Source organism: Robinsoniella sp. (genome assembly GCF_034124845.1).
The window spans coordinates 24,941-36,564 of the sequence record NZ_JAWYAJ010000223.1 but is presented as its reverse complement, the minus strand read 5'-3'; the positions used below and the strand labels follow the sequence as shown (position 1 = coordinate 36,564).

At 45.3% G+C, this 11,624-nt stretch carries 10 protein-coding genes and 1 pseudogene; all 11 read left to right on the top strand.

What is annotated here, in order from left to right; all coding sequences use genetic code 11:
- The first annotated feature begins 96 nt into the window (after positions 1-96).
- Positions 97-1,560: a UDP-N-acetylmuramoyl-L-alanyl-D-glutamate--2,6-diaminopimelate ligase gene (locus ACH2DQ_RS10710; RefSeq protein ID WP_394914269.1), complete on the top strand. Its 1,464-nt coding sequence runs from the start codon at positions 97-99 to the stop codon at positions 1,558-1,560.
- A gap of 29 nt (positions 1,561-1,589) precedes the next feature.
- A complete protein-coding gene (gene priA / locus ACH2DQ_RS10705) occupies positions 1,590-3,812 on the top strand; it encodes a primosomal protein N' (RefSeq protein WP_394914268.1) in 2,223 nt (740 codons plus the stop codon).
- A 49-nt stretch (positions 3,813-3,861) separates the two neighbouring features.
- Positions 3,862-4,338 (top strand): peptide deformylase, encoded by a 477-nt coding sequence (def, locus tag ACH2DQ_RS10700; protein ID WP_394914267.1) that lies wholly within the window; start codon positions 3,862-3,864, stop codon positions 4,336-4,338.
- Complete coding sequence (locus tag ACH2DQ_RS10695) at positions 4,328-4,525, top strand: DUF6783 domain-containing protein (protein ID WP_394914266.1); 198 nt, start codon at positions 4,328-4,330, stop codon at positions 4,523-4,525. Before def ends, ACH2DQ_RS10695 begins: the two co-directional genes overlap by 11 nt.
- Positions 4,526-4,540: 15 nt before the next feature.
- Positions 4,541-5,473 carry a methionyl-tRNA formyltransferase gene (gene fmt, locus ACH2DQ_RS10690; RefSeq protein ID WP_394914265.1) on the top strand — a complete coding sequence of 311 codons (933 nt, stop codon included), beginning with the start codon at positions 4,541-4,543 and terminating at the stop codon, positions 5,471-5,473.
- A 246-nt stretch (positions 5,474-5,719) separates the two neighbouring features.
- The gene (locus ACH2DQ_RS10685) at positions 5,720-6,463 is read left to right on the top strand and encodes a zinc metallopeptidase (RefSeq protein WP_394914264.1); all 744 of its coding nucleotides are present in this window, start codon (positions 5,720-5,722) and stop codon (positions 6,461-6,463) included.
- Positions 6,456-7,811 (top strand): 16S rRNA (cytosine(967)-C(5))-methyltransferase RsmB, encoded by a 1,356-nt coding sequence (gene rsmB / locus ACH2DQ_RS10680; RefSeq protein ID WP_394914263.1) that lies wholly within the window; start codon positions 6,456-6,458, stop codon positions 7,809-7,811. The genes ACH2DQ_RS10685 and rsmB overlap by 8 nt, the downstream gene beginning before the upstream one ends.
- 4 nt (positions 7,812-7,815) lie before the next feature.
- Positions 7,816-8,853, top strand: a complete 1,038-nt coding sequence (gene rlmN / locus ACH2DQ_RS10675; protein ID WP_394914262.1) for a 23S rRNA (adenine(2503)-C(2))-methyltransferase RlmN — start codon at positions 7,816-7,818, stop codon at positions 8,851-8,853.
- Between the two features lie 31 nt (positions 8,854-8,884).
- Positions 8,885-9,622 (top strand): Stp1/IreP family PP2C-type Ser/Thr phosphatase, encoded by a 738-nt coding sequence (locus ACH2DQ_RS10670; RefSeq protein ID WP_394914261.1) that lies wholly within the window; start codon positions 8,885-8,887, stop codon positions 9,620-9,622.
- Positions 9,622-10,550: pseudogene (pknB, locus tag ACH2DQ_RS10665) on the top strand (Stk1 family PASTA domain-containing Ser/Thr kinase); the annotation flags it as partial. The gene ACH2DQ_RS10670 and the pseudogene pknB, both read left to right, overlap by 1 nt.
- A 33-nt stretch (positions 10,551-10,583) precedes the next feature.
- Positions 10,584-11,624 (top strand): PASTA domain-containing protein (locus ACH2DQ_RS10660; RefSeq protein ID WP_395026709.1); only part of this gene is annotated, 1,041 nt, incomplete at its 3' end.

The window sequence follows — 11,624 nt, the reverse complement described above, 5'->3', positions numbered from 1 at the left end:
AATCTCTGTAACCGCATAAACCAGTGTCTGTTTTACATAGAATGGCTCTGGGGTTATAGTTTTAAGACATGTAAGTCAGACATGGAGGATAATATTATGAAATTGGCACAGTTATTAGAACGAGTGGAATATCAGTGTACCCAGGGAGATATTCAGACAGAAGTCACACAGGTCGTGAACGACTCCAGAAAAGTAACGGAAGGTTCTCTGTTTATCTGTATTAAGGGAGCCGTCAGTGACGGACATAAATATGCAGCAGAAGTTGTTGAAAAGGGAGCAAAGGTACTGGTGGCAGAAGATCCGGTTACAGTACCGGGCGATGTTACGGTGATTCGGGTTGCGGATACGCGCTATGCCATGGCACTTATTGCTGCGGCATACTACGGACATCCGGCAGAAGAATTAAAGGTAATTGGCATTACCGGAACAAAGGGGAAGACCACTACCACTTATATGGTAAAATCCATTCTGGAGTCAGCGGGTCATAAAGTCGGGCTCATCGGAACAATTGAAGCGATTATCGGAGATGAAGTGATCCCGGCGGCAAATACAACACCGGAATCTACGCTGGTACAGGAGTATTTCAGACGTATGGCGGACGCAGGATGTGACTGTGTTGTAATGGAAGTTTCATCCCAGGGGCTGATGCTTCACAGAACGGCTGGATTTACCTTTGAAATAGGAATCTTTACAAATATAGAACCGGATCATATCGGTCCTGCGGAGCATGAGAGCTTCGAGGACTATTTAAAATGTAAGGCGATGCTTTTTAAACAGTGTAAACTTGGCATCTTTAATGCAGATGACGAACATCTGGACCAGATTCTGGAGGGGCATACCTGTGAAGTGGAGACCTATGGTTTTTCCGAAAAAGCAGATCTTCGGGCAACCGGTACGAAGTTGGTATCCAAACCGGGGTATCTGGGGATATCCTATCATGTGAACGGGCTTATGGATTTCGATGTGGAAATCGATATTCCCGGAAAATTCAGCGTATACAATTCCCTGACAGCCATTGCAATCTGCAGGCATTTTGGTGTGAAAGAAGCGGATATCGTCTCAGCTCTTGGCAAAGCAAAAGTAAAAGGCAGGATTGAAATGATAAAGGTATCGGATGCGTTTACCTTAATGATTGACTATGCCCATAATGCCATGAGTCTGGAGAGCCTGCTTAGCACACTGAAAGAGTACCATCCAAAAAGGCTGGTGTGCGTCTTTGGATGCGGCGGAAACCGGGCAAAGGCCAGAAGATATGAGATGGGTGAGGTATCGGGCAGACTGGCTGATTTTACCATTATTACTTCGGATAATCCCAGGTTCGAAAAACCAGAAGATATTTTGGCAGACATTGAGACCGGCATTTCAAAGACAAAAGGTGAATTTATCAAGATTACAGATCGAAAAGAAGCAATTGCCTATGCCATTCATCATGGCATGCCGGGTGATGTAATTGTTCTGGCGGGCAAGGGACATGAAGATTATCAGGAAATCGAAGGAAAGAAATATCCCATGGATGAACGCGTCCTGATTCAGGAAATATTGAATGAAGACAGAAAATAACAGATACTAATGCAGCATTAGGAGAACCCATGCAAAAGTTATACGCAAATATTATTGTGGACATTACACAGGAGAAACTGGACCGTACCTTTCAATATGAGATTCCGGCAAAAATGCAGGAAACCCTACAGCTTGGAATGGTCGTAAAAGTTCCATTTGGCAGGGGAAACAGATTTATAAAAGGGTATGTGGTTTCCATCAGCCAGAAATGTGAATATGATCCGTCAAAAATGAAGGAAATCTGTGAAATCGTCACAGACGGCAGTGACAGCGAATCCAGGCTGATTGCCCTGGCGGCATGGATCCGGGAAAATTATGGTGCAACAATGATACAGGCGCTTAAAACGGTAATCCCAATCAAGCAAAAAGTCAAACCAAAAGAAAAGAAGCAGATCTGCCTGGTCATGGAACGGACGGAAGCAGAAGTAAAGCTGGAATTTTATAAAAAGAAGCATCAGAAGGCCAGGGAGCGCCTGCTGGCAGCACTTTTGGAGGAAGAGGAACTTCCCTATGAACTGGTGACTTCCAAGCTGAATATTACCGGGGCCACCATTAAGTCACTGACGGAACAGCAGATCATAGAGGTAAAAACCACAAAGGTCTACCGCAATCCCATTAAACTGGGCATGAAAGAAGATTATCTGCTGCGGCTGAACCAGGAGCAGGCATATATTGCAGAACAGATCATTTCCGGTTGGGAGGATAAAGATAAGCGTACTTATCTGATCCACGGGATCACCGGAAGCGGCAAGACGGAAGTGTATATGGAGCTGATCGCCCATGCAGTTAAAATGGGACAGCAGGCGATTGTGCTGATTCCCGAAATCGCCCTGACCTATCAGACGGTGATGCGCTTTTATAAAAGGTTTGGAGACCGGATTTCCATTATGAATTCCAGACTCTCTGCGGGGGAGCGCTATGATCAGTTTGAACGGGCAAAACATGGGGATATCGATGTCATGATTGGTCCCAGATCCGCATTGTTCACTCCGTTTCCCAATCTGGGCATCATCATTATTGATGAAGAGCATGAACCCACATATAAAAGCGAAAGCGTTCCCCGCTATCATGCCAGAGAGGTTGCCATTCACCGGAGCGTCCTGGAAGGTGCCAAGGTGGTACTGGGCTCGGCAACTCCGTCTGTGGATGCTTACTATAAGGCGAAGACAGGGGAATACACCTTGTTCACCATGCAGAACAGAGCAAAGACCAGTGAGCTTCCCAATGTATATGTGGAAGATATGCGCAAGGAGATTCAGACAGGAAACCGTTCGGTTATCAGCAGCAGGCTGAGAGATTTGATGCAGGACCGGCTTGATAAGAGGCAGCAGGTTATGTTATTCTTAAACAGAAGAGGGTATGCGGGATTTATATCCTGCCGTATGTGCGGCCATGTTATCCAGTGCCCCCATTGTGATGTTTCACTGTCGGTTCACAATAATGGAAAATTAGTCTGCCATTATTGCGGGTATGAAGAGCCCCAGCCGAAGAAATGCCCGAACTGCGGTTCGGAGTTTATCAGAGGTTTCCGGGTGGGAACCCAGCAGGTGGAAGAGTTTGTACAGAAAGAATTTCCACAGGCAAAGATTCTAAGAATGGATATGGATACCACGAAAGAAAAGGATGGGCATGAAAAAATCTTGTCCGCTTTTTCCAATCAGGAGGCTGATATATTAATCGGCACACAGATGATCGTGAAGGGGCATGATTTTCCTAATGTGACCCTGGTTGGTATCTTAGCCGCAGACCTGTCACTCCACGCCAGCGATTACCGGGCTGGGGAACGTACTTTCCAATTGCTGACCCAGGCTGCGGGCAGGGCAGGCAGAGGTGAGGAAAAGGGGGAGGTCATCATCCAGACTTACGACCCGGAACATTACTGCATTATCACAGCGGCAAACCAGGATTACGAAAGCTTTTATGAACAGGAAATCGCTTATCGGAGTCTGGCTGGGTATCCGCCTGCATCAAATATGATGGCAATTCACGGAGCATGTCAGGAACTGATGCACTTAAGCCTGGCAATGGATTACCTGCAGAAGTTTATTGTGCGGATAGCCGGGAATACCGGTGTGCGTATCATCGGACCGGCGGATGAGCCGGTTGCCAAGGTAAATGATATCTATCACAAAGTCATTTATCTAAAGGAAGAAAGACACGATTTACTGACTATGATTAAAGATAAAGTGGAACAATATATAGAAGCGAACCAGGGATATGAAAGTGTAAATATACAATTCGATCTGAATTAAATACATTTGTAACCTGATCATATAAACAAAAGAGTTGGAGGAAAGTAAAATGGCACTCAGAAAGATAAGAATTATGGGAGATCCGGTTTTAACTAAAAAATGTAAACCAGTCAAAGAGATGACCCCCAGAATCCAGGAACTTATCGAAGACATGTTTGAAACCATGTACATGGAAATGGGAGTAGGGCTTGCGGCACCACAGGTAGGAATCCTGAAAAGAATTGTAGTAATCGACACCGATGGAACCCCAAGGGTATTCATTAATCCGGAGATTTTGGAAGTGGCGGATGAGCAGACCGGAAACGAAGGCTGTTTAAGCCTGCCAGGCAAGACGGGCATTGTAACAAGGCCCAATTATGTAAAAGTGAAGGCTTTGGATGAAAATATGGAGGAGTTTACTCTGGAAGCTACGGAACTGCTTGCCAGGGCTGTCTGCCATGAGTGTGACCATCTGGATGGGGTTATGTTCACCAACCATGTGGAAGGGGAACTGATGGATGTGGACAGTTTAGAGGATGAAGAGTAGAAAAAAGATAAGAGCGTGTTTGAAAATTCATTCCCGCCATCTGCACGTCCCACTTTGCGGTATATTTGCCCCGAATTCAGGTTACGTAGCCCGCTACGTGCCCTTCATCCGGGACAAATCTCCCACAAAGTGTGACGCACAGCTGCCAGAAAGCAATTATCAAACACGCTCTAGAGCCTGCAATTAGAAAAGAGGTAAATAGATGAAGGTTGTATTTATGGGTACCCCCGATTTTGCGGTGGGTACATTGAAGAAGCTGATAGAATCCCGTCATGAGGTCTTGGCAGTGGTAACCCAGCCGGACAAGCCGAAGGGCAGAGGAAAAGCAATGCAGTTTCCTCCGGTAAAAGAAGTGGCAGTGGAAGCCGGAATTACGGTGTACCAGCCAAAAAGAGTCAGAGAACCGGAATTTCTGGAAACATTAAAAGAGCTTTCACCGGACGTGGTGGTAGTGGTGGCTTTTGGGCAGATTATACCCCAGGCAGTGCTGGATGTTCCCAAACTGGGATGCCTGAATGTTCACGGTTCTTTACTGCCGAAATACCGTGGTGCAGCGCCGATACAGTGGGCTGTCATTGATGGCGAGAGTGAATCCGGAGTTACGATTATGCGTATGGATGCAGGGCTGGATACCGGTGATATGATCACTACCAGAGTGGTAAAATTAGAGGAAAAAGAAACGGGAGGCAGCCTGTTTGATAAGCTTAGCCAGGCAGGGGCGGATCTGTTAACAGAAACCCTGGATAAACTGGAAGCCGGAGAGGTATCCTATGAAAAACAGCCGGCAGAAAGCTCCACCGATTATGCCAGAATGCTGAAAAAAGAAGACGGGCAGATTGACTGGAATAAAAGTGCGGCAGAACTGGAACGCCTGATCCGGGGATTGAATCCCTGGCCCAGTGCATATACCCATTTAGATGGAAAGACATTAAAGATCTGGATGGCTGATGTCAAAGATGTAAATTCCGGTTCAGAACCGGGAACCGTTGTGGAAGTTACCAAAAACACAGTAAAAGTACAGACCGGGGACGGCGTGTTAAGCCTTTTGGAAGTGCAGTTGGAAGGCAAGAAAAAAATGCCTGTGGATGCGTTCCTGCGGGGATGCCAGTTAGATGTCCAAAGCCAATTATCTTAAAAAAGTTTAAGAATTTATGAAATTACTGTGAAGTTGCTGGTTTTTTGCAAAAAATAGGTTAGAATAGTCTCACTTGACTAAGTGCATATCGTAAGCCTGCTTGCGATATCACTCAAATAATTAGTTTGAATGCAATTTTCAAACAGGCTCCGGTACGCTGTCCGGCCGGAAACTATAGTAACAGTGCTGGCACTATAGTTCCTTTCCGGATAGGGTACTGAATGACGATAGAAGGGAATGAATATCATGTTACTTAGCTACAGCAGTTCAAATGGATTTTATGGATTAGGTTTTGGCGGTCTGGGTATGCTTTATGATCCGACTATGATACTGGTGCTGATTGGATTGGTGATCTCATTAGCTGCTTCAGCCAGGGTAAAGAGTACTTTTGCAAAATACAACAAGATACGCAGTATGTCGGGACTCACCGGCGCCCAGGCAGCAGAACGGATACTTCATGGTGCCGGTATCTATGATGTAGGGATTCAGCGTGTACAGGGAAATCTTACGGATCATTATGATCCCCGAACGAAAACGCTGAACTTATCAGACAGTACGTATATGTCAACTTCTGTGGCAGCCATCGGCGTTGCTGCACATGAATGCGGTCATGCTATCCAGCATCAGGAGAAGTATAAGCCGCTTGTTTTAAGAAGTACGCTGGTACCGGCTGCAAATCTGGGTTCTACGCTGTTCTGGCCCATTTTCCTTGCAGGGCTTATTTTTTCAATGGGACCGCTTATGACAGCGGGAATCGTTTTATTTACACTGGCGGTAATCTTTCAGCTGGTAACACTTCCGGTAGAATTTAATGCATCTTCAAGGGCGGTTAAAATTCTTGGAACTTCCCACATTTGCGGGGACCAGGAGGTATCCGCTGTAAAAAAGGTACTTTCAGCAGCAGCACTTACCTACGTTGCGAGTCTGGCATCATCTATTTTGCAGCTCCTTCGTTTGATCATACTATCAGGAGGAAGGAATCGTGACTAAAACGGTAAACTTAAGAGAAATTGTACTGGGTATTTTAATGGAGGTTACGGAGGAAGAAGAGTACAGTCATGTAGTCATCCGTAATGTACTGGAGAAATACCAGTATTTAGAAAAACGGGACAGGGCATTTATTACGAGGCTTGCGGAGGGCACCATAGAGTATATGCTTCAGATGGATTATATACTGGAGCAGTTCTCTACGGTAAAGGTAGCAAATATGAAGCCTTTAATCCGCAATCTTCTGAGAATGTCTGTGTATCAGATTAAATATATGGACAGCATTCCGGATTCAGCAGTCTGCAATGAAGCTGTAAAAATAGCTCAAAAGCGAGGATTTTACAGTTTAAAAGGGTTTGTAAACGGAGTGCTTCGCAGTATAGCAAGAGGAATTGACAAAGTGGAGTACCCGGATCCGGCAAAGGATCCACTCCACTATTTATCAGTAAGGTATTCCATGCCGGAGTGGATTTTGAAAAAATGGCTGGGTCAATATGATTTAAAAACAGTGGAAACCGTCTGTATGAATTTTGAAAAGGAACAAAAGACCAGCATTCGCTGCAACCTGAATAAGGCAACGAAGGAAGAAGTAAAGGCAAGCCTGGAAGCACAGAATATTACGGCAGAAGACGTATCTTATCTGGATTATGCACTGGAAATCTCTGATTATAATTATATGCAGGCGATCAATGCTTTCAAGGAGGGATTGTTCCAGGTACAGGACGTAAGTTCCATGCTGGTGGCGGAAATCGCATCTCCTAAGTTCGGGGACTATTGCATCGATGTCTGCGGGGCGCCGGGTGGAAAAAGTCTGCATCTGGCGGACAAGCTAAACGGCAGCGGTCATGTGGAAGCAAGGGATATTACCGATTATAAAGTAGACATGATGTTGGAAAATATTGAACGGGTAGGACTGATTAATATGTTAGCCGTGCGTCAGGATGCAACTGCATTTGACGGTGCTTCGGTGGAAAAGGCAGATATACTGCTGGCTGATCTTCCATGCTCCGGTCTGGGCGTAATCGGTAAAAAAACAGATATTAAATACAAAATGACAGAGACAAAGCAGCAGGAGCTGGTGAAGCTGCAGCGGAAGATACTGGATACGGTTTACCCCTATGTGAAAGTAGGCGGAACCCTGATTTACAGTACCTGCACCATAGGAGCAGATGAGAATCAGTTTAATGTAAAATGGTTTCTGGATAATTATCCTTTCCAGCTGGAGAGTATTGATCCCTATATCTGTGAAGAATTGAGAAGTAAGACCACAAAAGCAGGTTATCTGCAGTTGTTGCCGGGAATTCACAAGACAGATGGATTCTTTATGGCAAGATTTAAGAGGATAGGTTAGTAAAATGGAAAAAGTAGATTTAAAGACGCTTGATTTTCAGGAGATGAAAGCGGAGATGGCAAAGATAGGAGAAAAGCCGTTTCGGGCGGGGCAGATATACCAGTGGATACATGAAAAACTGGCTGATTCTCCCCTGGAGATGACGAATTTATCCAAAAATCTCAGGGATACACTGGCTGAACATTATGATTGTACATGTCTTTCGGTAGTGGAAGTGCTCACTTCTCAGATAGACGGAACACAAAAATACTTATTTAAATTGGCAGATCAAAATGTAATTGAAAGTGTACTCATGCGATACAAGCACGGAAATTCCGTGTGTATTTCTTCCCAGGTGGGATGTAAGATGGGATGCCGTTTCTGCGCTTCGACGATTGGAGGATGGACCCGGAATCTCACGGCAGCAGAGATGCTGGACCAGATATACCGGATCCAGAAGCTGTCTAGGGAGCGGGTTAGCAACGTTGTTGTAATGGGAACGGGAGAACCTCTCGACAATTATGACAATATATTAAAATTTTTCCAAATGCTTACAGACGAACACGGGCTGAATATCAGCCAGCGGAACATTACCGTTTCCACATGCGGTATCGTTCCCAAAATGAAACAGCTGGCAGACGAGCAGCTGCAGATAACGCTGGCTCTGTCACTACACGCATCCAACCAGGCAAAGCGGCGTGAATTAATGCCAATAGCCAATAAGTACAGCCTGGACGAAGTGATTGATGCATGTCAGTATTACTTTGAGAAGACGGGGCGTAGGATAACCTTTGAATACAGTCTGGTGGGCGGTGTGAACGACAAAAAGGAAGATGCAGACGAACTTGCTGCACTGATTAAGCCGTTAAACTGCCACGTAAACCTGATCCCGGTGAATCCGATTAAGGAACGGGATTACATTCAGTCCCAGAAAAAAGTTATCGACAATTTCAAAAATAAACTTGAAAAATGTGGAATTAATGTTACTATTAGAAGAGAAATGGGCAGAGATATCAATGGTGCCTGTGGACAGTTACGCAAAAGTTATATGGAAAAATCTTAAGTGTCATAAATGGTAAAGGAGAGGAAGAAACATGAAATCATATTGCGTTACGGATGTAGGGCAAAAAAGAGCAACAAACCAGGATTTCGTTTATGCTTCTGGTGGGCTTGTGGGGAATCTTCCAAATCTTTTTGTAGTTGCAGATGGTATGGGCGGACATAACGCAGGTGATGAGGCTTCCAGCTATACGGTGGAAGTATTGCTTGAGGATATCCGTAAAAACCAGGATACAAATCCGATAAAAATTATACGTTCAGCAATCGAAACTGCAAATATTAAAGTTATGGAAAAATCAAGTTCATCCGAGGCATTAGCGGGTATGGGGACCACCCTGGTGGTAGCGACAGTCATCGGACAATATCTGTATGTGGCAAATGTAGGGGACAGCAGGCTGTATCTGATCAGTGATAAAATTTTACAGATTACAAAGGATCACTCTCTGGTAGAAGAGATGGTCAGGATTGGTGAGATCAACCGGGAACAGGCAAGAAATCATCCGGATAAAAATATTATTACAAGAGCAATTGGGGCCAGAAAGAAGGTAGTAATAGACTTCTTTGATATGAGGCTTCAGAGGGGAGACATCATTTTGATGTGTTCAGATGGGTTAAGCAACATGATAGAGGACGCAGAAATAGAGAAAATTGTAAAAAGCGGTCCCAATCTCCAGTGGATTGGAAACGAACTGATTGCAAGGGCGAATCAAAATGGTGGTAAAGATAATATTGCGGTTGTTTTGATAGAACCGTTGACAGGTGAGGTGGAATAATGTTAAAAGAAGGAATGTTTATCCAGGAACGTTATGAAATCGTAGGCAGAATTGGTGCCGGCGGTATGGCAGATGTCTATAAGGCAAAAGACCATAAGCTGAACCGGTTTGTTGCGGTCAAGGTGCTGAAACAGGATTTCGGGATGACACAGCGTTTATTTCCAAATTTCGGGTGGAAGCACAGGCTGCAGCAGGCCTGGCGCATCCAAATATTGTGAATGTCTATGATGTAGGGGACGATCATGGAATCTACTTTATTGTAATGGAATTAGTAGAGGGAATTACATTAAAGGATTATATAGGTAAAAAAGGAAGACTTGCTGTCCGTGAAGCAACCAGTATTGCGGTGCAGGTTTCCATGGGCTTACAGGCTGCACATAAGAAGGGTATTGTGCATCGTGATGTGAAGCCACAGAATATCATCATTTCTACGGATGGTAAAGTAAAAGTAACAGATTTTGGAATAGCCAGAGCGGCTTCTTCCAATACCATAAGCTCCAATGTAATGGGATCTGTGCATTACAGTTCTCCGGAACAGGCGCGGGGCGGTTACAGCGATGCTAAGAGTGATATCTATTCCCTTGGTATTACCCTTTTTGAAATGCTCACAGGGCATGTTCCCTTTGACGGGGATTCTACGGTTGCAATTGCCATCAAGCATCTGCAGGAAGAAATGCCTTCCCCCCATAAATTTGTTCCGGATCTTCCGTACAGTACGGTGCAGATCATTGCAAAGTGTACCCAGAAAAGTCCGGACAGGCGTTATGGTGATATGACCGAGCTGATCCATGATTTGAAAGAATCACTGGTCAACCCGGACGGAGATTTTGTCCAGCTGACGCCCATTAACAACAATGCCAGAACGGTGGTGATCTCCAAGGATGAACTGGATCAGATCCATAACAGCTATGGTGACAGAGGCAATGATAACCGCGGGCAGGATGGAAACTACGGCGGCTATATGAACAATGGTTACCAGGGCGACGGTTATCAGGGCGGTGGTTATCAGGGAGGCGGTTACCAGGGAGGCGGCTATCAGGGCGGCTATGGTGACAACTACAACAATGGATATATGAATGATGATTACGATCCGGATGATGATGACGATGATGATGACGATGACGGCAGATCCGGCATAAATCCAAAGCTGGAAAAGGTAATGACCATCGGAAGTATTATTATTGCCATTGTGATTGGATGTGTGTTCCTGGTGCTGATCGGAAATGCTCTGGGATTATTTAATTTCGGAGCAGGCAAGAAAAAGACGACAGAGTCCACAAAGATTACGGAAACCTCAACCGTTAAGACGACGGAATCAGAATCGGCTTCCCAGGGTAATGGCACAGGAAGCACCACCCAGAGCAACTCCTCATCAGACCAGGCAGAAGTTACCGTACCGGATCTGAGAGGGCTTACGGCTGATCAGGCGAAAGAAAAATTAAATGCACTGGGGCTTGGGGCATCCCTGGCTGGTGAGCAGGCATCTTCCACTTATGCACAGGGACAGATTGTATCCCAGAACCCAGCAGCTAATTCAAGTGTCAGCAAGAATACCACGGTTACCTATACGATCAGTAAAGGACCGGAAGAATCAGATAACCAGCAGCAGTCCGTAACGGTGCCGGATGTGTCAGGTTTGACAGAGGATGAGGCAAAAGCAGAACTGGCTGATAAAAATCTGAGTATTTCCGTTTCCAGAGAAAACGATGATTTGGTTGCGAAAGATCTGGTAATCCGTACAACGCCGGAAGCGGGAGCTTCTGCAAGTTCCGGAGATACTGTGATTGTGGTAATCAGTGACGGACCGGAAGAAGAAGATATCACCGTTCCTAACGTAGTGGGAAGTACCTTTACTGATGCGAAAGATACCTTGACGGCGCTGGGGCTCACTGTGAAATCCCAGGAGCAGTATTCCGACAGATATTCTGCAGGAACGGTAATGGATCAGGATGTTACCTCCGGAGTGGGGGTTACAAAAGGCACCGTCATTACGCTGACCATC

What these genes read in the sequence shown, in the direction of transcription:
- rlmN (WP_394914262.1), top strand. Translation starts at nt 7,816, where the DNA reads ATGGAAAAAGTAGATTTAAAGACGCTTGATTTTCAGGAGATGAAAGCG.
- ACH2DQ_RS10695 (WP_394914266.1), top strand. Translation starts at nt 4,328, where the DNA reads ATGAAGAGTAGAAAAAAGATAAGAGCGTGTTTGAAAATTCATTCCCGC.
- priA (WP_394914268.1), top strand. Translation starts at nt 1,590, where the DNA reads ATGCAAAAGTTATACGCAAATATTATTGTGGACATTACACAGGAGAAA.
- ACH2DQ_RS10685 (WP_394914264.1), top strand. Translation starts at nt 5,720, where the DNA reads ATGTTACTTAGCTACAGCAGTTCAAATGGATTTTATGGATTAGGTTTT.
- def (WP_394914267.1), top strand. Translation starts at nt 3,862, where the DNA reads ATGGCACTCAGAAAGATAAGAATTATGGGAGATCCGGTTTTAACTAAA.
- ACH2DQ_RS10710 (WP_394914269.1), top strand. Translation starts at nt 97, where the DNA reads ATGAAATTGGCACAGTTATTAGAACGAGTGGAATATCAGTGTACCCAG.
- fmt (WP_394914265.1), top strand. Translation starts at nt 4,541, where the DNA reads ATGAAGGTTGTATTTATGGGTACCCCCGATTTTGCGGTGGGTACATTG.
- ACH2DQ_RS10670 (WP_394914261.1), top strand. Translation starts at nt 8,885, where the DNA reads ATGAAATCATATTGCGTTACGGATGTAGGGCAAAAAAGAGCAACAAAC.